This is a genomic window from Dysgonomonas sp. UBA7630 (assembly GCF_002483985.1).
Classification (GTDB): Bacteria; Bacteroidota; Bacteroidia; order Bacteroidales; family Dysgonomonadaceae; genus Dysgonomonas.
On the sequence record NZ_DLIY01000015.1, the window covers coordinates 36868 to 63687 of the forward strand.

Consider the following 26820-nt stretch of genomic DNA (forward strand, 5'->3'; position numbering starts at 1 on the left):
TAGAGATACATTATGGGTAAAATATCTAAAGAAGTAAAAATAGGCATGGCTTTTGTAATTGCAATATTTATATTGTATTACGGAATCAGTTTCTTGAAAGGAATTAACTTGTTCAGGCCATCTAATTCGTATATGGTAGTTTTTGACGATGTTGCCGGATTAACACAGGCTACACCGGTAACTCTAAACGGTTATCCGATCGGTTTGGTATCTTCTATGAAATTGGATACAGAACACGGAAATCGTATCATTACTTATTTGGATATGAACAAAGGAGTGCAACTACCTAAAGGTAGTAAAATGATATTAGATGTATCTATGTTGGGCTCTGCCACAATAATTGTTAAAGAAAGCGATAATAAGACAGAGTTTATTTCTCCTTCGGACACTATAATTGGCATTCGAAATAAGGGCATGCTGGATGCTGCAGGGGGGATGATCCCTCAAATACAGAATCTCATGCCGAAGATAGATTCTATTTTGACCGGTATAAATGTACTGGTCAATAACCCTGCTTTATCTCAATCTTTGTCTGATGTGAATCAAATAACAGGAGATTTAGCTAAAACAACAAAACAGCTGAATGTAATGATGGCAGCATTAAATAAAGATGTGCCTACAATTACCGGAAACCTTAGCCAGGCTTCAACCGATTTTGCTACTATGTCGAAACAATTCAACCAAATTGATTTGGCTTCTACTTATAAGTCTGTTGATGCAACCGTGAAAAGCTTAGAAAATCTTTCAGCAAAAATGAATTCGAAAGACGGATCTATTGGTCTGTTGCTGAATGATAGACAACTCTATGATAGTATTGTCAATACCATGAGTAACGCATCTCTGCTTCTTAAAGATGTAAAAGAAAACCCTTCCCGTTATATTAATGTCAAGGTGTTTTAAGACCATTGTTTAGAATTGTTCTAAATAAGCAAAAAACATTATTTTTTGTAAAGGTGTAACACGAATGCTTTCTGAGAGATATTTCGGAATTGTTAAAATTTTGTTACATTTCATTATTGGCTACTAAGGTCTTGATTTAGATAGGCTTTTGAAGGTACTTCCCCTCTGATTGGGTTAAAGCTCTATAAGTGGTTGATATTAAACGAGATGCTTGCTTGCGAGGAATTCCAAATTTATACCCACTTTTTTTTATTGAAAATATTTTAGAAATTTACATTCGGAAGCAATTAATAAATATTCAAATTCATATTAAATAACGTAAATGGAACAAGTGTCAGCTCAGAAATTATGGTCAAATTGTTTGAAGGTTTTTCAGGATAATGTAACTGAGGCCGCTTTCAAGACATGGTTTCTGCCTATTGTCCCACTCTCGTACGAAAACAGGGTGTTTACGATACAAGTTCCCAGCCAATTCTTTTACGAATATTTAGAAGACAAGTTCATTGATTTGCTCAAAGCCACATTATATAGAGAAATAGGTAGCGATACGATATTGCAATATCGCATACTTATGGAAAATACTACGAATACATTAGTAGACTATCGTGGCGATGCAAAATCTTCTACAGATAAGATTGTACTAGGAAAGAATACAAACAAAGTACCTAATCCATTCCAAAAAGTAGTAGCGGATGATTTCGATTCGCAACTGAATAATAAATATACATTCGATAACTTTTTTGAAGGGGAAAGTAACAAGCTGGCTCGTACCGCAGGAGAAACTATAACAAGAAATCCAGGGAAGACAGCCTTCAATCCTTTGTTTGTTCATGGAACATCAGGTGTGGGTAAAACGCATTTGTGTCATGCAATAGGAAATAGCATTAAGGAACAATATCCGGAGAAACGTGTATTGTATGTATCTGCTCATTTGTTTAAAGTACAATATGCAGATGCGGGACGATACAATACGACCAATGATTTTATCAATTTCTATCAGGGCATAGATGTCCTTATTATAGATGATATTCACGAATTGGCCGGAATAGAGAAAACGCAGAATACATTATTTCATATATTCAATCATTTACATCAAAACAATAAGCAGCTTATTCTCACTTGCGATAAGTCTCCTTCGGAGCTACACGGTGTTGAAGAACGATTGCTGACTCGCTTTAGATGGGGATTAACTACTAAAGTTGATAATCCGGACAAGCTGTTAAGATTGAAAATCCTTCAGAATAAGATATTACACGATGGATTGTCTATTCCTGAGGATGTAGTAGATTATATAGCTGAAAATGTAACAGATAATGCTCGTGACTTAGAGGGTATCATTGTTTCTATTATGGCTCACTCTTTGGTATATAACAAAGAGATAGATTTACCTTTAGCCAGACGAGTTATTGGTCAGGCAATAAAGAAGATAGAAGCAAAGAAAATCACAATTAATACAATAGAATCTGCTGTTTGTGATTTCTACAATATCAAGAGCGAACTTATTCATACGGCTTCAAGGAAACGTCAGATTGTGCAAGCAAGGCAGGTAGCGATGTATCTTTCTAAGAGCTATACGGAAATGTCTCTTGCTCAGATTGGTTCCTTGATAGGTAAGAAAAACCATGCGACGGTACTCCATGCATGTAGGACAGTACGGGAGCAAATGGAAGTAGATAAAACGTTCCGAGAGGAAGTTGCTGAAATAGAAAAGAAATTAAAAGGTTGAATTTGAGAATTCAACCTTTTTTCTTCGCCACTTTTTTCTCCGCAAAATTATGTGTCCGCAAACTAGCTTTACAATATCAAAATTCTTCTTTTTTCATAATCAACGCTTGAGATTATCTTGTTCTGAATGCATCAACTAAGAATATTCAGGTTGAAATAGATACTTAAGCCTAATATTTAGTATTTTTGTAAGTTTGGATAAGAATGCTTATATAATTATGAATCAATCAAACATAAATATAAAGAATAAACGTGCAAGTTTTGATTATGAATTTATCGAAACATATACTGCCGGCATTGTGCTTACAGGAACAGAAATAAAATCTATTCGCCTTGGTAAAGCCAGTCTGGTGGATACATTTTGTATGTTCGAAAAGAATGAGCTGTGGGTACGTAATATGTACATTGCAGAATATTTTTATGGTTCGTATAACAATCATGCTGCACGTAGTGATCGCAAACTTTTGTTGAATAAGAAAGAGCTGAAAAAAATACAGCGATTGGTAAAAGAAACAGGATATACGATCGTACCTACCCGTATTTTCTTAAATGAACGGGGTTTAGCTAAGGTAAATATAGCTGTAGCACGAGGTAAAAAACAATATGATAAACGTCAGTCGCTACGCGAGAAAGACGATAAACGTGCTATGGATCGTGCTATGAAGCATTAATTGTATAGGGAATGTCACAGGGATTTAAAAGGATTTTATTGGAGCAAAAATACATTGTTCTTGCTTCCATATTACTGTTCTTCGGTATTTATGGACTGAATCATTATTTCCCTATAACGCTTGATGACTGGACATACAGTATGACAGCCGAAGGCAATAGAGTTGGCTTTTCTGACATTATTCCGTATCAATATGTTCATTATTTCAAGTGGGGAGGACGTTCAGTTGTTCATGCAATAGCTCAGTTTATGCTTGCTGCAGGTGTTTTCTGGGGTGATATCATCAATAGCATTGGGTATATAGTATTAATTTTAACAATCTATTATATAGCAAATAAGGGAAACAAGAGTAATTTGTCACTTTTTGTTGGAATAAATCTGTTGATATGGTTTCTTACGCCTGCATTGATCGAAAATGTTTTTTGGATTACGGGGAGTGCAAATTATATGTGGGGAACCTTACTTATCTTGTTGTTTCTATCTTTCTATTGCTCTGCTTACCTTACAGGAAAGTCTAAGGATAGTTGGATAAAAACCTGTGCAATATTTTTGCTTGGTATTATCGCCGGATGGACAAATGAGAATATGGCTGTGGCAATGATATTTTTCGTTGTATGCTTAATTATATTAGCGAAAAAGGAAAAGCAAACGCTACACAAATGGATGATATTAGGGCTTGTAGGAGCTATTGTAGGGTGTGCTTTTATGCTCTTAGCGCCAGGTAATTATATAAGAAATGCAGGAGAACTTAGCAACCTGAATTCGGGAGGCACTGAACCTATATACATGTTTTATGTTTATAGGTTTACAAGTATTTTGAAAATATCTACATGGTATGCACTTATTCCAACGGTTATATATCTAATTTCTTTATTTTTATATTTCAAATTCAAAAAGAAAGAAAGTAATAAGAAGACATTGTTTCTGTCTCTGTTATTTGCCGTTACAGCAGGTGTGGGAACGTTGGCTATGACCGGTGCACCTACTTTCCCTACCCGGGTGTGGTTTGCTATACTGATATTCCTGTTTATTGCTACAGGGTTGCTATATGCCAATCTGGATTTTTCCATTTCTGTGATAAAGAAGTTTTTATACTCAATCATTGGAGTTGCTTTTTTAGTCTTTGTTTATTCTTATTGGCTAAGTCTCGAAGACTTTAAACGAATACACGAAATATGGGCAGAAAGAGATCGGATTGTGCTTGCTGAAAAACAAAAAGGAATAAAAGATATTATAATATACGGACGTTTTAGTGCATCCGAATCTATATTGGTACGTCCCAAAACGGGAGATATTCCTTTAGATTCGATTGTGTGGATGCAGAATGCGTATGGAAATTATATGGGTGTAAACTCAGTTAAAATTTTTGATGTAGAAAATAAATAAATTGATGCAAAAGATACAAGATATATTGAAAGAGAGGATACTTATCCTTGATGGTGCTATGGGAAGCCTTATTCAACAGTATAAATTGAAAGAAGAGGATTTCAGAGGCGAGCGTTTTCGTGATAGTGCAATATTACAAAAAGGGAATAATGATCTGCTTAATCTCACACGCCCCGATATAATAGAAGAAATTCATCGAAAATATCTGGATGCGGGAGCTGATATTATTGAAACGAATACATTCAATGCAACAGCTATATCCCTAGAGGACTATAACATGTCGCATCTGGCAAAAGAAATAAACAGAGAGGCAGCGAAGATTGCAAAAAAAGCTGCTATAGATTATACAAACCTGAATCCGGATAAGCCTCGTTTTGTTGCGGGTTCTATTGGGCCGACTAACAAAACGGCATCAATGAGTCCTAAGGTTGAAAACCCGATTTATCGTGCTGTTACTTTTGACGACTTGTCTTCTGCTTATAAGGAACAGATAGAGGGGCTTGCGGATGGTGGTGTCGATCTATTGCTTATAGAAACGATATTTGATACGCTAAATGCAAAGGCTGCCTTATTCGCTGCCGAAGAGGTTCGCAAAGAACGAAATATTGAGTTGCCGATAATGATATCTGTGACTTTATCAGATAAAGCAGGGCGTACATTATCAGGGCAAACAATAGGAGGATTTTTGGCATCGGTCAATCATATAGACTATCTTTCGGTCGGGCTTAATTGTTCTTTTGGAGCATCAGATATGAAACCATTTCTAAAAGAATTGGCTCGAATGGCTCCAAGTTTTATCTCAGCATATCCAAATGCGGGGTTGCCAAACCAGTTTGGAGAATATGACCAGACACCTGATATTATGGCTGAGCAGATCAGCGAATTCATCGGAGAAGGATTGGTAAACATTATTGGTGGCTGTTGTGGTACGACACCCGAACATATAGCAAAGTATGCTGATTTGGTGAAGGATGCAAAACCTCACAAACCAGCTGAGAAGCCAAAATATATGTGGCTCTCAGGTTTGGAGTTGCTAGAGGCTAAGCCTGAAATTAATTTTATCAATATAGGGGAACGTCTCAACGTAGCAGGTTCTCGCAAGTTTCTTCGTCTGATAAAAGAAGAGAAATATGAAGAGGCTCTAACTATTGCTCATAAGCAGGTAGAAGATGGAGCACAGGTACTCGACGTGAATATGGATGAAGGACTGCTTGATGGTGTAAAAGAAATGACAACTTTCCTCAACCTGATGGCCTCCGATCCTGATGTGTCACGCATTCCTGTGATGATCGACTCCTCGAAGTGGGAAGTGTTGGAAGCCGGTCTAAAATGTGTACAAGGAAAGGCTATTGTAAATTCTATATCCCTGAAGGGAGGGGAAGAGGAATTTCTTCATCATGCTCGTCTTGTCAGACAATATGGTGCAGCTGTTATCATAATGGCTTTTGATGAAACAGGACAAGCTGATACATTCTCCCGTAGAATCGAAATCTGTGAGAGAGCATACAAATTGTTGATAAATGACGGATTCGATCCGCTTGATATAATATTCGACCCTAATATTTTGGCTATAGCTACCGGTATAGAAGAACACCGTAACTATGCTGTTGATTTCCTAGAAACTATTACATGGATAAAGAAAAACCTTCCGCATGCAAAAATTAGTGGAGGGGTAAGTAATTTATCTTTCTCTTTCCGAGGCAACGACTATGTTCGTGAAGCGATGCATGCCGTATTCCTCTATTATGCTATTCAGAGGGGTATGGATATGGGAATTGTTAATCCGGGGCAATCAGTGGTGTATGATGATATTCCACTCGAACTTAAAAATCTGGTAGAAGATGTGATCTTTAACCGTAGACCGGAAGCTACTGACGAACTTATCGAATATGCAGAACGCATTAAAAATGAAAAGAACGGGCAGACTGAACAAAAAGTGGAAGAGTGGAGATCGTTCCCGCTCGATGAACGTATCCAATATTCATTAATAAAGGGTATTAGCGATCACTTGGAAGAAGACTTGGAAGAAGCCCTTAGAGTGTATCCTAAAGCTGTGGATATAATCGATAAGCCTCTGATGGACGGTATGAACAAGGTAGGTGACCTGTTTGGCTCGGGTAAGATGTTTTTGCCGCAAGTGGTGAAAACAGCTCGTACAATGAAGCGTGCCGTGGCTATTCTTCAACCAACACTGGAAGCGCAGAAATCATCTTCGGCAGGGAGCAATAAAGCCGGAAAGCTTGTTATTGCGACTGTGAAGGGTGATGTTCATGATATCGGTAAAAACATTGTAGCTATAATTCTTGCTTGTAACAACTATGAAGTTATAGACTTAGGGGTTATGACTCCTCCTGAAGTTATTATCCAAAAAGTGAAGGAAGAACAGCCGGATATTCTTTGCTTAAGCGGACTGATTACCCCATCGCTGGAAGAAATGAGTATTGTTGCTCACGAGATGGAAAAGGCAGGATTCTCTATTCCATTGATGATTGGCGGTGCAACTACATCTAAACTGCATACCGCAATAAAGATAGATCCTAAGTATAATAATGGATCAGTAGTTTATGTCAAAGATGCGTCTCAGGCTCCTGCTGCTGTAAGTAAATTAATAAATCCGAATACAAAAGAAAATTATATAAATGAAGTAAAACAGGAATATTCTCAATTAAGAGATAATGCCGGAGATAAAAAGGCAGATCTGTTACCTCTGTCTGAAGTTTTAGATAAAGGAATGCTAATAGACTGGTCTGAATATAAAACACCCGAGCCGAAAGTAAAAGGGCGACAGGTTTTGAAGCGTATACCGGTGGATGAGATAGTTCCGTATGTGGATTGGAAGTTCTTCTTCCATTCATGGAATTTGTCAGCCCGTTATGCATCCGTGCAGCATATTGATGATTGTTCTTCGTGTCGTACGACATGGCTGAATTCTTTTCCCGAGCACGAACGAGAAAAAGCAAGCGAAGGTATGCAGCTTTATAAAGATGCGAAGGCATTGTTAGATCAATTGATATTTGAGAAAGTGGAGTATATCAATGCTGTTTTTGGTGTTTTTGAGGCATATAGCGAAAATGAATGTCTCTACATCAATGATGTCTGTTTTCCGATGTTGCGTCAGCAAAAAAAGAATGACAGAGGAGAATATTTGTCTCTTTGCGATTTTGTTGCACCTAAATCATCTGTTAAGAAGGACTATGTAGGAGGTTTTACAGTAACTGCCGGAGTAGGCTCGAATGAATTGATGAGCGAATTCGAGCAGCAGGGTGACGAATACAAAGTTCTATTACTAAAATCAGTGTTAGACCGGTTGGCAGAAGCTACAACTGAGTGGTTGCACGCAAAAATAAGAAGAGAGTATTGGGGCTTTGCTGCCGAAGAAAATATTTCCGTAAATGATATGTTTACTCTTAAATATCAGGGTATTCGTCCAGCAGTAGGCTATCCGTCTATTCCCGATCAGTCTATCAACTTTTTGTTGAATAATGACCTGCTACAATCGAAAGAAATAGGAGTAGAACTTACCGAAAATGGCGTTATGTTACCCAATGCTTCGGTAAGTGGAATAATCATATCTCATCCTAAATCGAAATATTTTAATATTGGAAATATTCTTGATGATCAGATGGAATCCTATGTTGAAAGAAGAGGTGAGGACGCAGAGGTTATTCGCAAATTTTTAAGTGCGAATCTGATATAAATATAAAATAAGTGACAAAACAGGTAAATAAGAAACCTTCAATAAAGTGTTACTTTTGTCACTTTTCTGGAAAATAGAAATGATGATTATTCCCCATTCCGGAGATATATGATTCAGAAAAAATAATATTATCACAATGGAATTTTTTGATCTTCTATCCTATAGCTTTTTTCAGAATGCTCTTCTAGGTAGTCTTTTTGCCTCTATTGCATGTGGAATTATAGGATCGTATGTTGTTATCCGCAGATTAGTTTTTATTAGTGGAGGGATAACACATGCTTCGCTCGGAGGTATAGGAATGGGCTTTTATTTTGGGTGGAATCCAATTCTGTCGGCAATGATTTTTTCTATACTGTCGGCATTTGGTATTGAGTGGCTTTCTTCAAGGCAGGGAGTTAGAGAAGATTCTGCTATTGGCTCATTCTGGTCTTTAGGGATGGCTGTTGGTATTATTTTTATCTATCTTAAGCCCGGGTTTGCACCCAACCTTTCCGATTATCTCTTTGGAAATATTTTAACTATAACAAAACCGGATATTTTATATCTGGCTGTTTTATCCTTGGTGCTCATCATTGTTTTTTTACTTTTTGGGCGACAAATACTTTTTGCAGCATTTGATTCTGATTTTGCAAAGACGCGCAATCTTCCTGTCAATCTGATTAAGTATGCGATGATGATGGGTATCGCAATAACAATCGTTTTGTCTATCCGTTTGGTTGGAATTGTTTTACTTATGTCTATATTGACGGTTCCTCAGATGACAGCTAATCTATTCACTTCTAATTTTGTGAAGATGATTTCGCTGTCCATTCTTATAGGGTTCGTAGGCTGTTTGGTCGGATTGTTTCTTTCTGCTGTTTTGGATGTGCCTTCCGGCGTATTTATTATTTTCACACAGATAATAGTATTTCTTGTATCCAGATGGATAGTCAAATTAATACATAAGAAACAATTGATCGGTTCTTTAGAGAGGAACTGATGACAGATAGTAAAGTAAACTAGAGTATCAGCCCTTTCCTATTATATCTTTCAGAGATATATTTTTTACACTGGATTTTCGGAAAAGCAGCGCACTGATACATATTCCTATTGCCAAGGTGAATAAAAGAGACATTGTCAGCATAAGATTGTGTGACATCTCTATAAGTATGCGAGGATTCTGTTCTACAATTGTTAGATCTGTAACCTTTATTCCGGCAAGCATTGTTTTATAAGCAAACATACCCGGTATCATCGTAATGCATGCCGGCATTGTAAATACAACAGGTGGACTGTCTACCTTATGTGCCGCAAAAATGCCTATCAGCCCTATCAGCACAGACCCAGCCAGAGTTGCGGTTATTAACCCGAAATCGAGCTGAACCAAAATAAAACGGATACAATGCCCCATTCCTCCCAGCAGGCCGGCTACCCATAACAAACGTTTAGGTGAACCAAATAATATAGCCCAACAGAAGCCGACGATGAATGCAATGCCAAAGTCGCGTAGTATATTTATAATAGTAAGTTCTTCCATTTTTTTCTAAAAATTATTGATCCCCATTAATGTAATACATAAGGTCATCCCTGCGGCAATACAAAGTAAAATAAACCCTCCGAATAAGGCTCTGTTGATTGCAGACGAGAGGTAGCCTTCTATCAGGTCTATAACACAATTTATAAGAGGGACTCCCGGTATAAGATATAATACGCCTGTAGCCATAGCAGCTTCGGGGTGTGCTCCGATTCCATATAGTCTTCCAAGTCCTGTAATAAGAGTGGTAACAAAAGCTGCTATCGAGATACAAATCATAGAGTTGAAATTCTTCTTAGAGAAGGCAACACGTACGAAATATCCTAAAAAAGCGGCAACAAAAGCAACCATAGCGTTCATCGAATCTCCTAATGAGAAAAGGCATAGGCCTGCACATGAAAGTCCGACAGCTATAGCAACATATATATCTTTATAATATGGTTTAGCTTTGATTAGAGCAAATTCGTTTTCCGCTTCAGTGATGGAAAGTTTCTCTTCTTTTACTTTCCACGACAAATGTGATATTTCGGTCAAAACAGCAAGGTGGACATTGTGAGGGGGCGAATTCTTAAATCTGGTGACTGTATTTGCAGGGTCGTTCATATCTTTTATAGTAATTAACAGTCCTTTGAACGTAGGATCTATATGCAGATCAAACTCCCATGTCGAAGCCATTCTCCCCAGATTACTATTGAGTCTTCCGCAATGCGCTCCCGATGCAAGTAGATAAGTTCCTATATCTAAAATGAGATCGGCTAAGCGTTGCGCTGGTATTTTTACTTTTTCTGTTGTATCTTTATACTCTAACATTCCAACCTTAATTTTACGACAAAGATATTAAAGAATATTTAATGTAGTAAACACTTATAATTGAGTTTATAAACGTGAATTTAATTTATAATAATATATAGCTTTAAATTAGTAATTTAAAAAGAAAACCATGTTTAAAAAGATTTGTTCAACCTTTTTTATATTATTATTCGTTTTTTCCATCAGTTCTTTTTCTCAGAAGAAACATACGTTTGAGATTAAGAACGGAGATTTTGTATATGACGGAAAACCGGTAAGAATAATTTCAGGCGAAATGCATTATCCGCGTATTCCTCATCAATATTGGCGTCATCGTATGCAGATGCTGAAAGCAATGGGACTGAATGCTGTGGCTACTTATGTATTCTGGAATATACATGAACCCGAACCTGGTAAGTGGGATTTTACAGGAGATAAGAATCTTGCGGAATATATAAAAATAGCAGGTGAAGAAGGATTGATGGTGATACTTCGTCCCGGTCCGTATGTATGTGCTGAGTGGGAATTTGGAGGTTATCCTTGGTGGCTTCAAAATGTAGAGGGTTTGGAATTGAGACGTGATAACGAACAATTTCTAAAATATACCCAGTTATATTGAAATAGATTGTATAAGGAAGTTGGAAATTTGCAAATAACTAAAGGTGGCCCTATTGTTATGGTGCAGGCAGAAAATGAATTCGGATCTTATGTCTCCCAACGTAAAGATATTCCATTGGAAGAGCATCGCAGATACAATGCAAAAATCGTTCAGCAATTAAAAGATGCAGGTTTCGATGTTCCATCTTTTACTTCGGATGGAAGTTGGTTGTTTGAAGGAGGTGCTGTTCCCGGAGCTTTGCCAACTGCAAATGGAGAAAGTAATATAGAGAATTTAAAGAAAGCTGTAGATAAGTATAATGGAGGACAAGGACCTTATATGGTTGCAGAGTTTTATCCCGGATGGCTTGCTCACTGGCTCGAACCTCATCCTCAGATAAGTGCTACAAGTATAGCTCGTCAAACAGAAAAGTATTTACAGAATAATGTGTCTATCAACTATTACATGGTGCATGGCGGAACTAATTTTGGTTTTACCAGTGGCGCTAACTATGATAAGAAACATGATATTCAGCCCGATCTTACTAGCTACGATTACGATGCACCTATTAGCGAAGCCGGATGGGTAACACCAAAATACGACTCGCTTCGTAATGTAATTAAAAAATATGTCAATTACTCTTTGCCTAAGGTTCCCGCTGCTATACCTGTTATAGAGATCCCATCTATTAAACTTGACAAGATCGCTACCTTAGACGGATTGAACTCAAAAGTAGTGGAAAATAATAAACCTATGACTTTCGAACAGTTAAACCAAGGTTATGGATATGTTTTATATAAAAAGCACTTCAATCAGCCAATAAGCGGTACACTGAAGATAAATGGTTTGCGCGATTATGCCATTATATATGCAAACGATGAAAAGGTAGGGGAGCTTAACCGATATTTTAATCAAGATTCTATCGATGTTGACATTCCATTCAATTCTACGTTAGAGATCTTAGTAGAGAACATGGGACGCATCAATTACGGATCAGAGATTGTTCATAACACAAAAGGAATCATCAGCCCTGTTATAATAAACGGAATGGAGATAGAAGGTGATTGGCAAATGTACCAGATACCGATGGATGAAGCTCCTGATTTTAGTAAGATGCAAAAAAATAGCGTATTTGGTAACACCGAATCAGCAGCGAAACGTCTTCTCGGAGCTCCGGCCTTATATAAAGGAACATTCAATCTGACAGAAACAGGGGATACATTCCTCGATATGGAAGATTGGGGCAAAGGTATTGTCTTTATAAATGGTAAGAACATCGGGCGTTATTGGCATGTAGGACCTCAACAAACGTTATATGTTCCGGGGGTATGGCTGAAAAAAGGACAAAATGAGATCGTAATTTTTGAACAACAGCATGATAAGCATCACACAGAAGTAAGAACAACAAAAGTTCCTGTGTTGACAAATCTTAAGTTGCCTCAATAAAATAAATATAGAAAGAGGCTGTCTAGTCTCAGACAGCCTCTTTTTTATTTTCAAAGAAACGAAATCTTATTCAGATTTTTGAACTTCTTGTATAATCTCCATACCTTTCATTATTGCCTGCTCATTCATTGGCAGTAAACCATGGTGACGTTCAGGTAAAGATTTTTTCAATCCTTTCATAACGTTTTCGAGTTTTACCATTGGGCTTACTTTCAATAATCCACCTAGAACAATCATATTGAATGCTTTCGTATTTTTCATCAATATAGCTGTATCCACAGCTTCAACTTTATAGATATTGATATCCTTGCGTGTTGGTGGATGTTGAAATCCGTTCGGGTCATAAATTAATATTCCTCCCGGTTTTACATGCGACTCGAATTTGTCCAATGACGGCTGATTTAAAATAATCGCAATATCAAACTCATTCACTATCGGCGAGCTGATGGGGCTGTCGCTCAATATTACAGTCACGTTAGCTGTGCCACCACGTTGCTCCGGTCCGTAAGAAGGGAACCATGAAACTTCTTTATCTTCCATCAGACCTGAATAAGCAAGGATTTTACCCATAGATAATACACCTTGTCCTCCAAAACCTGCTATAATTATTTCTTGTGTCATGTTTCTTTGTTTAAATATTTTTCAAATCGCCTAATGGATATGCAGGAAACATATTTTCTACCATCCAATCGTTAGCTGCCTGAGGTGACATTTTCCATCCGGCATTACATGTAGATACAATTTCTACAATAGATGTACCTTTATTCTCCATCGAGTTTTCGAACGCTTTACGTATCATGCGTTTCGCTTTCTTTACAGAGGCTGCTGTATGAACGCTCTGACGAGTAGCCAGACAAACTCCTTGTAACTGAGCCAACAGATCGAGAATCTTGAGAGGGTATCCACTCTCGTGAGTATCGCGTCCGTTAGGAGATGTTGATGTTATCATTTGGCTAAGGGTTGTTGGAGCCATTTGTCCCCCGGTCATGCCATAAATTCCGTTATTTATAAAGATTATAGCAATATTTTCACCTCTATTAGCCGCATGTATCGTTTCACCAGTACCAATGGCAGCTAAGTCTCCGTCTCCCTGATATGTAAATACCATTTTATCGGGATTCAGTCGTTTTGCTGCTGTAGCCAGTGCCGGAGCACGTCCGTGTGCAGCTTCCTGCCAGTCGATATCCAAATAGTTGTATGCAAACACAGCACAACCAACCGGAGCTATACCGATTGTTTTATCACGCAATTCCATATCATCAATAACCTCAGCTATCAACTTATGAACTACACCATGTGAACAACCCGGGCAGTAATGCATGTCCACATCGTTCATCAACGCAGGCTTGGCATATACTAGGTTAGCCGGATCTATAATATTTGTACTCATAATTGTTTAAACTTTGAATTTTAAGGTCTCAGACCTACTTACTATTCTCGCAAATGTAATGAACACTTGCCTATCTTAATATCGTTTTTCAACAGTCAAATTTATTCTGCAAGGCGTCTACTACTTCGCTTGGTGTAGGAACAATTCCACCCAAACGTCCGTAATGTTCAACCTTTACTTTACCGTTTACAGCCAAACGAACATCCTCGACCATCTGTCCGGCGTTCATTTCCACTGTAAGCATTCCTTTTACCTTTGTTGAATATTTGTCAATCTCCTTCGATGGGAACGGCCACAAAGTTATTGGGCGTATAAGACCCACCTTTATTCCTTGAGCACGTGCTATCTCCATTGCCTTTTGGCATATACGGGCAGCAGACCCAAATGCAACAAGTATATAATCTGCATCTTCGCAGTTTACTTCCTGGTGCAAACAAACATCTTTCTCTATCTTCTTAAACTTAGCTTGAAAACGGAGGTTATTTATCTCCATCTTATACGGATCAAGTTCCAGCGAAGTTATTACATTCGGTTTTCTATCAGCTGGTTTTCCAAGGGTAGCCCAAGGACATTGTTCGCGTATCTCCTTTTCGGTTCTTCTTCGTTTAAATTCCGGAAGTTTTACCTTTTCCATCATTTGCCCGATAACACCATCGGTAAGTATCATAGCCGGTGTTTGATATTTGAACGCGAGATCGAATCCCAATGCAACAAAGTCCACCATTTCTTGTACCGACGCAGGAGCAAGAGTTATCAGGTTATAATCGCCATGCCCTCCTCCTTTTACAGTTTGGAAATAATCGGCTTGCGATGGTTGTATTGTACCCAATCCGGGTCCTCCACGCATAACATTCACTAACAAACAAGGCAATTCGGCTCCGGCAAGATAAGACACCCCTTCGAGCATTAAGCTCATGCCCGGGCTTGAAGATGAGGTCATCACGGCCTTGCCGCATCCGGCTCCCCCGTAAACCATATTTATAGATGCTATTTCGCTTTCAGCCTGAAGTACAACCATACCGGTAGTATTCCACGGTGCTTCGGCCATCAACGTTTCCATTATCTCCGATTGAGGAGTAATAGGATAGCCAAAATATCCGTCTGTCCCATATCTAATTGCAGCATGAGCTATGGCTTCATTGCCTTTCATTAAAACTATTTCTTCTGACATAATTTTTGGTTAATTAAAAAAACGAATCTACTAAGCGAAAAAGCTGTATTGATTCGTCATCATTTATTCAAATTTTTTCTTGTAGACTGTGAGACATCCGTCAGGACATACATAACCACAATTGGCACAACCTATACAAGCATCTGGATTTTTCATGTAAACGTAGTGATAACCCCGACTGTTAACTTCACGAGGTTGAAGTTCTAAAACATCACAAGGACATGAAACCACACAGAGGTCACAGCCCTTACAACGTTCTTCGTTTACAACTACTGTTCCTTTTATTTTGGCCATTTTTCTTTATAATAATTTTTTTAGTAATCGCTAACTATAATAAAGTTCTCATTTGATCCCCACACAAAGGTAGATGTTATTCTTATTATATTCCTTTTTTTTATGAATAAAGATGTTAAAAAAAAGATGTCTTAAAACATATTGAGCTAGCATTTTATCATACAAAATCCAATAATCTCTATCTTTGGGGAGGTTCGGTCTTTATTTGGTTAGGTTTCCGCTGGTTGTACTTACTATTTGTACTAAATCTAGCGGATTTAACTGAATTTGTAAACCTCTTTTTCCGGCACTAATGTAAATATATTCGAACGCTTCATAAGATTTATCGATATAGGTTGGAAATAATTTTTTCATACCAATAGGAGAGCAAGCGCCTCTTATATATCCTGTGATGTTAAGAAGCTCTTTCATCGGTATCATATCACAACTCTTATTTCCTGAGATTTTCGCAGCTGCTTTCAAGTCAAGCTCTTCTGCTCCGGGTATAATACAAACAAAATAACCGGATTTATCTCCTTTCAGTACCAGTGTTTTAAAGACCTGTTCAACAGGTTCTTGTAACTGTTCGGCCACATGTATGGCACTAAGATCGGACTCGTCAACCTCGTATGGAATAAGCTTATATTCTATTTTCTCTTTATCCAAAAGCCGGACGGCGTTTGTTTTATCAATCTTCATTTCTTCTTATTTTCCTGCAAATAAAACAACTAAACACGATAGATGTTTACAAAGTATGTTTTCTACTCATATTAATTGCCATTATTGCTTTCTCATATATTAAGTTCAGAAAGAAAAAATACAGCGCTAAGATTGGAGAAAAGCACTGATTTTGTCAAACGTAAATCTAAATTGCTCGTCTACTTCATCTGCGATTTTTGGTAGCGCAGGGAATGGATCTTCATGTATATATTTGTATGGATAATCCAGAATTTCGATATTGATCGGGATATCCCTGCGTGAACCTTGCAGTGTATTTATCACTTCATAGGCGGGAACAACTTCATCCTTCGCCAATGTTATAGCATAAAATTGATGGCTCATTTTTCGGAATACTTCTTCTCGGCATTCTGTCAGTACCCTATAATTGAGCATGCTTCTGAAGTTGTTGCCTTCCGGATGTGTATGCATATAATGACGAAGCACTTCGTCGCGCTTCATATGGCTATCCAGATGTTCTACGACATAGGAATAAAGACTTACATTGGCTTCACTGTCGAGAATAAATTTTGACACAGGGGATAGTCTGTTGAATACTGCTCCTCCACAAAAAGTAGCATACTTGGAGTTAGAGAAATGCCCGTCTTTGTTACTCATCATCAGTATTTCGCCTAAGAATGTACCTATAGAATATGAAAAGAAATCGATAGAAGCATCCTTATCTATAGCGGGATGTAATCCTTCCTTGAAATTCTCTACAAAGTCGATTACATCATAGTAAGTTTGCAACCCCGACCAAATAAAACGTTGAGGCTTATTATGCAAACGTGTACTGATGGCTACATTGGATAAACTGGAACAGATAACATCGGGGTGGCGCATTTTTCGTTGCTCGCTCACTCTGTACATTTCACGAGTACTACTCCAAACCGCAGGAGCACGATTCATATGAAATGCTATAGGGAACATAACTATTGATTTACCCGTTTTGTCGACTATATGCTTAGCCCACGGTAAATATTTATACCAAGTTTTCTCATTAAAGCCGTGAAACATGAGTATAATGCCTTTCGCTTTCGTTTCTTTTTTAGGCATTATCATGTGATATCTGAACTTGATATTCTCTAATATTTCAGCATCTCTCTTGTTCAACATTTCCTGAATCACATCGGGTTCATAATCTTCAGGTACACTCGGTATAAATTCATAATCATCGTTATTGCCCAATCCTCCGGGAAGGATAAAACGATAATTGGAGTCGAAGGTAAAGTTACGCATTACCAAATTTTGATCGATCTCGATCTCACTATCTGTATAGTTCTCGATCTTCTTTAGATGATTAAAAAGGTCTATGTACTTCATTTTATTTTTATTTTTCTACCAGTAATTGATGTCCTATTCTACAAAACAAACATTTGCGAAGTTCGCAATATTCTCTCTTCAGTTGAATCATAGCCTGTGAGTCGGCTGCACTGTTTAATGGCATTTTCAATTTTGCAAAAAGCTTGGTTATACTATTTTGTTCAGGTTTTAGCATTTCCAAAAACTTTAGAGCTCGTTCGCAAAGGGTTTCATTGTCTATACTTTTCCCATATATAAATAATATCGGAACTACAGTGTTGATCAGTAAAATGTCGAGAGACGAATCACCTAGATATTTAGACTTACGTTCCGATGTTACTCCAAATGCGTAATGGGTTTGCCAATACTCAGAAGCATTGACATGAAACATCAGCCGGATACGTCCGATATCATCACAAGCTGTAATTTTAGAAAATAATCCATGTGAACTATGCAACAAAGAAGCCAGTTGGGCAATTCTTATCTGAGGAAAAGCCGTAGGCCGTGATCTCATACTTTTGAATATATATGAATCTAACGGTTTCAAATCATATTTATTTTTCAGAAACTCATATTCTTTTTTCAACAAAGAGAAGTAATCGTCTTCAACTTTCACATTATCAAGCATACCCGCCTGTCCGAATAAAAGAGCTTCTATTTGAATAATATTGTCTCCTTGTTTTTGAATACATTTCAACGGCAGACTAAGAGCTAATCGCTCAAAGGAGTCGGAGTTGAGACCGAATCCAAAATTTCGGGTAAGCAGCACATAAAAAGCATCTTCCCACGAGTTCTGGAAACGCTTAAGTAAGCTTTCTATATGGTTTGCTTTTCTTTCAAGACGCTCTATCAGTAACGTATTCATCCACGAGTTGAGATGAAAAGATGGAATGTTTCCTATATAGTTGCGACAAGGAATGTCTGTATTGGAATGAATGAGGAAATCATAATTCTCTTTTATATGCTGCGGATAGACTATCTCGCACTGGATAACAGATTGCCCCAGTTCATTAAACACTTCACAATTAGCCTTCTCTACGACATGAAGTATCACCGAGTTGTAGCTTTTATTTTTATGATGGTTATGCACTTTCCATTGATCAGAGCTTGTATGTATTTCTATATTTCCTGCCCATAGTTCACCATCTATTTTTATTTTAGCATTAAAATAGTCGGGACCCTCATTCGTATTTGGCAAGCCTACGTCCAAAACTTCTATCTGACGACCATCAGTCGTTTTCAGTTCTTTCTGATAGAGTTTGAATTTCCAGATGTAGTGTAAAATGTCTTCCATAAGTTAAGTGTTAGGTTGTCGATCATAATCCGGTAATACCCATTTTTTTCATCAGAAAGCTTGCGTTCATATTTTGAGCTACTCCTTCCCTGATTTTGTAGGTAAATGAGAGATGATCGTCTTTAATATCCGCCTCAAAGCGGTAATTCTTTATAGCATCGGGAAACTCTTTTTCAAGGTCGCCCAACAATAAATCGTGTGTAGCGATGATACCATTCGCCACAAGTGACACCAATTGTTTCATTAAAGCTATAGAGCCTTTTTGCTTATCTTCCGAGTTGGTGCCTTTCAGTATCTCGTCGAGGATAATAAATAACGGCTCGCCCGATTGCAGACGGTCGATTATCATTTTCAGACGCTTAAGCTCTGCAAAAAAGTAAGATTCGTTTTCTGTAAGCGAATCGGAGGTACGAAGATTGGTCACTAGCTTGTATGGATAGAATTTCAATGAAGAGGCACACACCGGAGCCCCGGCGCAAGCCAGCATGAGGTTTATACCTACGGTTCGCAAGTATGTGCTTTTGCCTGCCATATTTGCTCCCGTGACTACAAGGAAAAAGGGATGGCTCTTTATTGTTACATCGTTGCTTACGCATACCTTCCGATGGAGCATCGGATGACCAAGGTTTTCACCTTCCAATATATATGTTTCAGATGCCTCGGGATAAATATAGTCGGGATGGTTGTAAGCATATACAGCAAAAGACACCAGACTGTCAAACTCTGCCAAAACTTTTAACCAGCTTCCGATATTTTCTTGATGGCGGCTTATCCACTTTTCAATCTTTATTGAATAAATAATATTCCAGAAGAAAATGGGATTGAGAAGAAGCAACCCCAAGACATTGGATGACTGATCGAGGTTGTTGCTATATGATTTTAGCTGGCGGATAGCTAGTGAGGCAAGTTCCCGATCTTTAATTTTATTTTGTAATTCGATTAATAACGGTGATTTAAACTCTTCGGTCTCTATTATTTCAAATAGGCTTGAGTATGTTTGTAGTGTTTCTATTTTCTTTTGAAAAAAACTCATCTTCAGTCGAATGTCTTTCATCGGAGTAAGGCTTGCTATAAAGAAAATAGTCCAACAAGATCCTAGTATTGCAATAGGCATCAATCCAAAAGAACTTAGAATAATAGATAGAGTAAACACAGCAGGGGCGATATATACAAAGTATCGCCAATAGCTTTCAGATAATAAGCGAGTTTGCATAAATTGACGGGAGAAGTGATCTATATCCAGCCCTTCGGTTTCGCTCATCTGTCCTGTTGCTCTCAGGTGGTTGAGTAGCCGTGGGTTGCGACTCAATTCTTTTACGGCTTCCTGATGTGCAATAATATCATCTTTTTTCTCAAAGGTCTTTAGCAGGGAGTCTGCCAGTTTATTCTTGCCAAAAGAAGTAACAGTACGGTTTATAGACTGAAAGAATGAGTGATTTCCAAATAAGTCGAGATCTACACTATAGCTATGGCTGCCATCAACCTTTTCGGGTGCTCCATCGAAAGCTGAAAAATCATAATCGATACTTTNNATAGCTTGTTGTGATATTTCAGCAGATAGAGAAAGATGACGACTGTTATAAAAATAATAGAGACAACCGAAACAGTATGTCCCCACATTACCCAGCAAAGGAGGATACATCCCAAAACAGTAACTAATCGCAAAGTTCCGATCTGAAAAATAGAACTTTTTAATTTAGTCAGCTTTTCGTCTTCTCTTTTTATAAGATCCTTATATGATTCTTGTACTTCTTCTAGTGTCATTCGCTAAAGTTATAGATTTTATTATAATTAATCGTATGCTAAAACAATTCGTGTAAGACATCGAGCGACTTCAGTGCCGGAAAGTCGTACAGATGCAAACGGTAGTATTCCAATATTCTATTTATGATGTTAATCCGATCTTGCCGAGAGAAAACAAAATGATGCATATTTTCGTACGTAATACGTGCCAGCATAGATAAAGCTTTACTGTCGTACCTGTTAAGATAATGATTATGCAAAGGTTGATAATGAACAAACTCGCCGTTTATCATATCAAACAAATTATTTTCCTTATATTCTTCAAGGTTAGGGTAAAATCCCATAAAGTGGCTCAGTTTGAGCATAAATACCAAATGGAAATTAGCTATGCTTTTATCTGTCATCTCGAGTATCTGTACCGACTGTTCAAGAAAGTCGAATAGCAATTGACTGGTGTCGGCATCTTTTAAGACCCTTGATAAAAATTCGGAAAGGAAAAAAGTCATTGACGTTTTTCCCATATCTCCCGCTATCTCATATAAATAAAAATCGGAGCGGGCTTCTCTGATTCTTTGAATATCTCTATTGCTTTGATGCTCAACTTCCATGTCGAGTATCGCTAGAGGCGAAAATAAAGATTTAGGAACTTTTGAGCCCTTACCTCTTGCTTTGGACACCATATACGTTACCCGCCCGAAGGATTCGGTGAATAACAGAGCAAGCAAATACTTGTCGTTGTAGTTTATGGTATTCAGTACCAGTCCTCTTGTCTTATAAAGCACTTCGATAATGTTTAGCTATACAAAAATACTATTTTTTATCCGAGTGAGATTCGTTATCTCTACAAAGAAGATAAAAGGGGATAGTAAAAAAGGAATAAACTCGTTTAGCTTTATCTTCAATTATTATCTTATTATAAAGAGCCGTTCGATGTGTGATAAATATTGTAAAGGGTAAAAGTAACATCGAAAAACAAGTAAAATACTGTCACTTTTGTCACTTTTTACAATTTCTGATCTATGGAGGTTATTTATTAAACAAGCATGAATTATCTCAGCCATGTAAAAATAATTGACTAACTTCGCATATAATAAATATAACGTTATGTCTCAAAAAATAAAAAATATACTTTTTGATCTAGGAGGAGTTATTATAAGCCTGAATAAACAGGAAGCGTTGAACCGTTTTACGGCTATTGGCTTCCCTAATATTGAAGATTATTTAGGTGAGTTTCGTCAAGAAGGAATATTTCTGGAGTACGAAGAAGGTAAAATAAGTCCAGAAGGTTTTTATAAAGAATTCCGCAAGTTATGCGGTAATGATAATATTGCCGCCGAAGATATCGATAATGGATGGTTAGGCTTTTTAGCGGGGATTCCTCCATACAAATTTGAACTTTTGAAAGAGCTTCGCAAAAAGTATAAAGTATACTTATTAAGCAATACAAATCCGTCTGTAATTAAATGGGCTTCAAGTGAGGCTTTCTCACCCGAAGGTTTGCCTATTCAGGCATATTTTGATAAATGCTATCTTTCTTTTGAGATAGGGCATGCAAAACCCGACAAGGAGATATTTGACTTTATACTTGCCGATTCGGGAATGATTCCGTCCGAGACTCTGTTTCTTGATGATGGCAAAGCGAATATAGAAATAGGTAAAGCGATTGGCTTTGAAACTTGTCTGGTCGATCAAACAGAAGACCTAAGAAAAGTGTTTACTGATAGAGAGCTATTATAAGTTAATACTTAGGATATGCAGTTAGTTGATAAGACAAACAAGATAGAACTTCCGTCATTAGTGGCTACTATTGGCTTTTTCGATGGTGTGCATACAGGACATCGATATCTGATTGATCAGGTGAAAGAAGAAGCCGCCAAGCGAGGTTTACCCTCTGCCGTCATAACTTTTCCTGTACATCCGCGAAAGGTGTTGCAAAAAGACTATCAGCCGTCTTTACTTTGTGGCTATGACGAAAAGATAGAGCGTCTGGCTACTACCGGAATCGATTATTGTATTTGTCTCGACTTTACGGTTGAGATATCACAAATGTCTGCGAAGAGATTTATGCAGGATATTCTGAAAGAAAAACTGAATGTTGATTCTCTCATCATAGGCTACGATCATCGTTTTGGTCACAATAGAGAAGATGACTTTTCTGATTACGAACGATATGGCAGTGAAATAAAAATGCAGGTCATAGAAGCTAAAGCTTTACCCGGGCTCGAACATGTTAGTTCGTCACGTATACGTAAGCTTCTGGCAGAAGGATACATCCGTAAAGCGGGGAAGCTATTATCATATAACTACACCATCTCAGGAAAGATTGTAGAAGGATTTAAAGTAGGTAGGACGATAGGTTTCCCAACTGCCAATATACAGATATGGGAGACTTACAAGGTAGTCCCTGCTTTTGGCATATATGCAGTCTATGTACATGTCGAAGGTGTTAAATATGATGGTATGCTTTACATTGGTAAACGTCCTACGCTGCATAATGGAGATAATATAAGTATAGAGGTTAATCTCTTCGATTTTGACGGAGATCTGTATAATAAAACCCTCACGGCAGAATTTCTTGATTTTGTGCGTCCTGACGAAAAATTCTCAGATATTACGACTTTAAAGGATCAGATTAGTAGAGATAAAGAGACTGTAATAAAAGTTATTGAAAATTATAAAGGGCTTAATACCTAGTCTCTAAACCATATCTCAGTTATATAATCCTAAAATATTAACTTATAACAAAAAAATAATAGATAAAGAGTTAAATAACTGATTTTTATTTTTATATTTGTGGAGCATTAGAGTTCTTAACAGTATAGTTTAAATTTTTCTTCGCAAGTCACTTCCCTTCTTGGTAACCTTTCTTGTCTAGTTTATTTTAGCTTTTTATTCTTATTTACTTCTTCTGCAAAGTATTAAATTTTAAATTTTATTTTTTTACAATGAACATTTTTATTGCAGGGTTGAGCTACAGCATCAACGACAATGATTTGAGAGATTTATTCAACGAATACGGTGAAATTTCCTCAGCAAAAGTTATTATGGACAAGGCTACAGGCCGTTCTAAAGGTTATGGATTTGTTGAACTTGAAGACAATGCAGCCGGACAAAAAGCTATTGAAGAATTAAATGGTGCTGAATATGACGGAAGAACTATTTCTGTTTCAGAAGCTCGTCCTCGTACAGAAGGTGGAGACCGCCCACGCAGAAACTTCGATAACAACAGAGGTGGAAACGGTGGTTTTAGAAGACGTGAATATTAATTAGTATTCTACATAAACAATAAAAGGTGCCATTTGGCACCTTTTTTGTTTTTATTAATTGACAGGCGATATCAATATGCCCATTTTAAGTATAAAGCTCCCCATGTAAATCCTCCGCCAAATGCTGTAAGGATGAGGTTGTCTCCTTTCTTAAGCTGAGATTCCCATTCGTGTATGCACACCGGAATTGTGGCGGCACTTGTATTACCATACTTTTGTATGTTTACCATAACCTTGTTTGGCGAAAGTCCCATGCGATTTCCTACAGCCTCGATGATACGAATATTTGCCTGATGAGGAACTAACCAGTCTACCGATTCATTTGATAGATTGTTGCGTTCCATTATCTCTACAGAAACATCAGCCATTTTAGATACGGCATGTTTGAATACGACTTGTCCTTCCTGATAAACATAGTGCATGTCTTTATCTACGGTTTCGTGGGAAGCCGGATATGCCGACCCTCCTCCATATTGGTGGAGATGAGTTATTCCAACTCCGTCGAGATGAAGAATACTATCCATAATGCCAAACTCCTCTTCAGTTGGTTCCAGCATTACAGCACCTGCGGCATCTCCAAATAGAGGACATGTAGCACGGTCTTTATAGTTGGCTATAGATGTCATTTTATCTCCTGCAGCTACAATTACTTTTTTGTATTTACCTGATTTGATAAAATTAGAACCAACCTCTAATGCATATATAAAGCCTGAACATGCAGCTTGGATATCAAACCCTAAAGCATTTTTTATTCCACAAGCTTCAGCTGTCATTGCAGCCGTTGATGGAAATACATAGTCAGGTGTAGTAGTGGCAAAAATGATTACCTCAACCTCTTCTGGTTTGGTATTTGTTTTCTTCAATAATTCTTTCACAGCTTCGGCTCCCATAACAGAAGTTCCTTTGCCTTCGCCTTTGAGTACACGACGTTCTTTGATTCCGACACGGGTCATGATCCATTCGTCTGTAGTATCCACCAATTTTTCAATATCACTGTTGGTGAGAATATCCTCAGGGACATATGCTCCTATACCGGTAATTGCAGCTCGAATCATTGTATTTTTTGGTTTTGTGAGTATTTATAAAAAAAATGCCCTAATATTAGGGCTTAAAGTCTTGGTTTAAGATATTAAACCGCCGCTCCTTTTTCTATTGCCAATTTACCTCTGTAGTATCCGCACTCAGGGCAAACTGTGTGGAATACATGCCAAGAGCCGCAATTAGAGCATACAGCTAATGTTGGAGCTACTGCTTTGTCATGAGTTCTTCTTTTAGCTGTTCTAGACTTTGACTGTCTTCGTTTCGGATGTGCCATCTTTTTGTTTTATTTAGTTATTTCTATATATCTGAATTAAAAAATCAAATTCCTGTTCTTATTTAATCCTCGTCAATAGAGACATCTTTCAATGCGTCCCAACGAGAATCTGTAAGGGATGAGTCGTCCTCTATTTCGATATCATCCAAGTCGTCTTCGTCTGAATCTTCATCGGAAGTACTTTTAGCTCTATGCTTATTTAACTTAGAAGACATTGTTTTATTGCATGTGCCCGGAGGATGTATTCGTTTTGCCGGTAAACTGAGTACAATAAATTCATACAAAAACCATGCGATATTAATTTCTCCATCATCTTCAGGGATGATAACGATCTCATCACTTTCTTCAGAGTATTCTTTACCGAATTTAACGATAAGCTTGTTTTTTGTTTCCACATTCATGTTGATGTCGTCTAAACATCTATCGCATGGAACTAAAACAAATCCGGAAATATCAAAATTGAGCTCAAAAATAGTACTGGTCTTATTTAAAGATACTACTACTTTTAAGTTGCCCCTTTTTATATCGGCTGTGCCGTCATCAATAAGAGCAAAGTACTTATTATCCAAGTCATACTTGAATTCATGTTTCCCTTCGGTTAAACTTCTCAAAGGGATATTATATAAGCTAAACTTTCCCACGTATTGTATTTAAAACTCAAAAGAACGGCGCAAAGGTATAAAGTTTTTTTGGAATAAATAAATATTTTAAGTCTAATCTTGAAACAAAGTGGGTGAGGGATTCAAATGTAAATGATATGATTTTGAATTTGTATATAAAAAAGCTACATAAAAATTAATTTATGTAGCTTTCTCTTAATTAGCGTAGTAATGTTGTTTGTTTTCTCTTTTAATATACCTTTAAAAATAAAGAATATATAGTTTTAATTATGTAGTGTAGCTTTGTTTTTAAGTATTGTTCTAGTGCTCATTTAGTATATAGATGGAGGGGATATAAAAACGTTGCATATAAATTTTCTTTTTTTTGTTTTTTAACAAAGTGTGTTTTGTGTAAATTGCTGATAAATAGTTTTTTAGTTTGATTTTGCTATAGAGTTATAAGAGATAGGAAAATATTCATTAGCGTAAGGTGAGATAAATAGAGAGCGCCACATAAAAATTAATTTATGCGGCGCTACTTTATAGATAGTTGTTTTTTATCCGATTGTAATCAGAGCAACTCCTTCTAGTACAGAGTCTCCTTTAGATACATGTATACCGGTAACTTTTCCGTCCTGAGTAGCTTGGATAGCATTCTCCATTTTCATAGCCTCAAGCATAACTACAGTTTGTCCTTTCTTTACTTCGTCACCTTCATTAACTAATACGTCGATGATGATGCCCGGAAGCGGAGATTTTACACTGCCTGCACCACCACTTGCTGGTTTGGTTGGTGCCGAAGTTGTAGCTTTAGGTGCTGCAGTGGCAGTAGCTGCCGGTGCTTTCGAAGCCGGACGAGTAACAAGATNNAGAGTGATTTCTTCCTCGTTGTTTACCAATTCTACTTTATAGTTGCTTCCGTTTACTGCAACTTCAGCAAGACCGTTATCCATCTTGTTTACGGCTACTATGTATTCCTGTCCGTTTATTCTATATATGAACTGTTTCATAATAATTTATCAAATT

At 37.4% G+C, this 26820-nt stretch carries 23 protein-coding genes and 2 pseudogenes; 10 read left to right on the forward strand and 15 right to left on the reverse strand.

What is annotated here, in order from left to right; translation table 11 throughout:
- Positions 1 to 12: 12 nt before the first annotated feature.
- From B3P17_RS05620 to B3P17_RS05645, 6 genes are all read left to right on the forward strand, one after another.
- Positions 13 to 900 carry an MlaD family protein gene (locus B3P17_RS05620; protein WP_135103784.1) on the forward strand — a complete coding sequence of 296 codons (888 nt, stop codon included), beginning with the start codon at positions 13 to 15 and terminating at the stop codon, positions 898 to 900.
- A gap of 322 nt (positions 901 to 1222) precedes the next feature.
- A complete protein-coding gene (dnaA, locus tag B3P17_RS05625) occupies positions 1223 to 2626 on the forward strand; it encodes a chromosomal replication initiator protein DnaA (RefSeq protein ID WP_252637680.1) in 1404 nt (467 codons plus the stop codon).
- A 217-nt stretch (positions 2627 to 2843) separates the two neighbouring features.
- Positions 2844 to 3296 (forward strand): SsrA-binding protein, encoded by a 453-nt coding sequence (gene smpB, locus B3P17_RS05630; protein WP_006842387.1) that lies wholly within the window; start codon positions 2844 to 2846, stop codon positions 3294 to 3296.
- 38 nt (positions 3297 to 3334) lie between these two features.
- Positions 3335 to 4681: a DUF3329 domain-containing protein gene (locus B3P17_RS05635; protein WP_291104279.1), complete on the forward strand. Its 1347-nt coding sequence runs from the start codon at positions 3335 to 3337 to the stop codon at positions 4679 to 4681.
- Between the two features lie 4 nt (positions 4682 to 4685).
- Positions 4686 to 8378 (forward strand): methionine synthase, encoded by a 3693-nt coding sequence (gene metH, locus B3P17_RS05640; RefSeq protein WP_252637682.1) that lies wholly within the window; start codon positions 4686 to 4688, stop codon positions 8376 to 8378.
- A gap of 136 nt (positions 8379 to 8514) precedes the next feature.
- Positions 8515 to 9357: a metal ABC transporter permease gene (locus B3P17_RS05645; protein ID WP_252637683.1), complete on the forward strand. Its 843-nt coding sequence runs from the start codon at positions 8515 to 8517 to the stop codon at positions 9355 to 9357.
- Positions 9358 to 9384: 27 nt separating this feature from the next.
- On the opposite strand, the gene B3P17_RS05650 is transcribed toward B3P17_RS05645, so the two are convergent.
- Together B3P17_RS05650 and B3P17_RS05655 are read right to left on the reverse strand one after the other, a co-directional pair.
- Positions 9385 to 9894, reverse strand: a complete 510-nt coding sequence (locus tag B3P17_RS05650) for a threonine/serine exporter family protein (RefSeq protein ID WP_006842391.1) — start codon at positions 9892 to 9894, stop codon at positions 9385 to 9387.
- Positions 9895 to 9900: 6 nt separating this feature from the next.
- Complete coding sequence (locus tag B3P17_RS05655) at positions 9901 to 10701, reverse strand: threonine/serine ThrE exporter family protein (protein ID WP_252637684.1); 801 nt, start codon at positions 10699 to 10701, stop codon at positions 9901 to 9903.
- A 130-nt stretch (positions 10702 to 10831) separates the two neighbouring features.
- On the opposite strand from B3P17_RS05655, the pseudogene B3P17_RS05660 reads away from it, so the two are divergent.
- A pseudogene (locus B3P17_RS05660) lies at positions 10832 to 12724 on the forward strand (beta-galactosidase).
- Between the two features lie 66 nt (positions 12725 to 12790).
- On the opposite strand, the gene B3P17_RS05665 reads toward B3P17_RS05660, so the two are convergent.
- The 9 genes and pseudogenes from B3P17_RS05665 to recO form a co-directional block, all read right to left on the reverse strand.
- The gene (locus B3P17_RS05665) at positions 12791 to 13345 is read right to left on the reverse strand and encodes a 2-oxoacid:acceptor oxidoreductase family protein (protein ID WP_006842394.1); all 555 of its coding nucleotides are present in this window, start codon (positions 13343 to 13345) and stop codon (positions 12791 to 12793) included.
- A gap of 10 nt (positions 13346 to 13355) precedes the next feature.
- Positions 13356 to 14114 carry a thiamine pyrophosphate-dependent enzyme gene (locus tag B3P17_RS05670; protein ID WP_006842395.1) on the reverse strand — a complete coding sequence of 253 codons (759 nt, stop codon included), beginning with the start codon at positions 14112 to 14114 and terminating at the stop codon, positions 13356 to 13358.
- A gap of 88 nt (positions 14115 to 14202) precedes the next feature.
- A complete protein-coding gene (locus B3P17_RS05675; RefSeq protein ID WP_006842396.1) occupies positions 14203 to 15285 on the reverse strand; it encodes a 3-methyl-2-oxobutanoate dehydrogenase subunit VorB in 1083 nt (360 codons plus the stop codon).
- Between the two features lie 63 nt (positions 15286 to 15348).
- A complete protein-coding gene (locus B3P17_RS05680) occupies positions 15349 to 15579 on the reverse strand; it encodes a 4Fe-4S dicluster domain-containing protein (RefSeq protein WP_006842397.1) in 231 nt (76 codons plus the stop codon).
- A gap of 201 nt (positions 15580 to 15780) precedes the next feature.
- Positions 15781 to 16257, reverse strand: a complete 477-nt coding sequence (ybaK, locus tag B3P17_RS05685) for a Cys-tRNA(Pro) deacylase (protein ID WP_252637686.1) — start codon at positions 16255 to 16257, stop codon at positions 15781 to 15783.
- 126 nt (positions 16258 to 16383) lie between these two features.
- Entirely contained in the window at positions 16384 to 17598 is a 1215-nt protein-coding gene (locus tag B3P17_RS05690; protein WP_135103794.1) for a DUF6051 family protein, read from the reverse strand.
- 7 nt (positions 17599 to 17605) lie between these two features.
- On the reverse strand, positions 17606 to 18871 hold the full coding sequence (locus B3P17_RS05695; protein ID WP_252637687.1) for a DUF2851 family protein: 1266 nt from the start codon (positions 18869 to 18871) through the stop codon (positions 17606 to 17608).
- Positions 18872 to 18893: 22 nt separating this feature from the next.
- Positions 18894 to 20635 (reverse strand): annotated as a pseudogene (locus B3P17_RS05700) (MutS-related protein).
- 38 nt (positions 20636 to 20673) lie between these two features.
- The gene (gene recO, locus B3P17_RS05705) at positions 20674 to 21396 is read right to left on the reverse strand and encodes a DNA repair protein RecO (protein WP_252637689.1); all 723 of its coding nucleotides are present in this window, start codon (positions 21394 to 21396) and stop codon (positions 20674 to 20676) included.
- A gap of 322 nt (positions 21397 to 21718) precedes the next feature.
- Here recO and B3P17_RS05710 point away from each other — a divergent pair, with 322 nt between their 5' ends.
- The 3 genes from B3P17_RS05710 (at position 21719) to B3P17_RS05720 (ending at position 23880) form a co-directional block, all read left to right on the forward strand.
- Positions 21719 to 22351, forward strand: a complete 633-nt coding sequence (locus B3P17_RS05710) for an HAD family hydrolase (RefSeq protein WP_252637690.1) — start codon at positions 21719 to 21721, stop codon at positions 22349 to 22351.
- Positions 22352 to 22366: 15 nt separating this feature from the next.
- Positions 22367 to 23308 carry a riboflavin biosynthesis protein RibF gene (gene ribF / locus B3P17_RS05715; protein WP_252637691.1) on the forward strand — a complete coding sequence of 314 codons (942 nt, stop codon included), beginning with the start codon at positions 22367 to 22369 and terminating at the stop codon, positions 23306 to 23308.
- Positions 23309 to 23559: 251 nt separating this feature from the next.
- A complete protein-coding gene (locus B3P17_RS05720; protein ID WP_006842405.1) occupies positions 23560 to 23880 on the forward strand; it encodes an RNA recognition motif domain-containing protein in 321 nt (106 codons plus the stop codon).
- Between the two features lie 71 nt (positions 23881 to 23951).
- Here the strand turns inward: B3P17_RS05720 and B3P17_RS05725 are convergent, their stop codons facing one another.
- The 4 genes from B3P17_RS05725 to B3P17_RS05740 all read right to left on the reverse strand — a co-directional run bounded on the left by B3P17_RS05725 (position 23952) and on the right by B3P17_RS05740 (position 26804).
- Positions 23952 to 24935 (reverse strand): beta-ketoacyl-ACP synthase III, encoded by a 984-nt coding sequence (locus B3P17_RS05725; RefSeq protein WP_006842406.1) that lies wholly within the window; start codon positions 24933 to 24935, stop codon positions 23952 to 23954.
- A gap of 74 nt (positions 24936 to 25009) precedes the next feature.
- Entirely contained in the window at positions 25010 to 25195 is a 186-nt protein-coding gene (gene rpmF, locus B3P17_RS05730) for a 50S ribosomal protein L32 (RefSeq protein ID WP_006842407.1), read from the reverse strand.
- A gap of 62 nt (positions 25196 to 25257) precedes the next feature.
- Positions 25258 to 25836, reverse strand: coding sequence for a YceD family protein (locus B3P17_RS05735; RefSeq protein WP_252637692.1), 579 nt, complete (start codon positions 25834 to 25836; stop codon positions 25258 to 25260).
- Between the two features lie 515 nt (positions 25837 to 26351).
- Positions 26352 to 26804 (reverse strand): biotin/lipoyl-containing protein, encoded by a 453-nt coding sequence (locus B3P17_RS05740; RefSeq protein ID WP_291104294.1) that lies wholly within the window; start codon positions 26802 to 26804, stop codon positions 26352 to 26354.
- Positions 26805 to 26820: the final 16 nt, after the last annotated feature.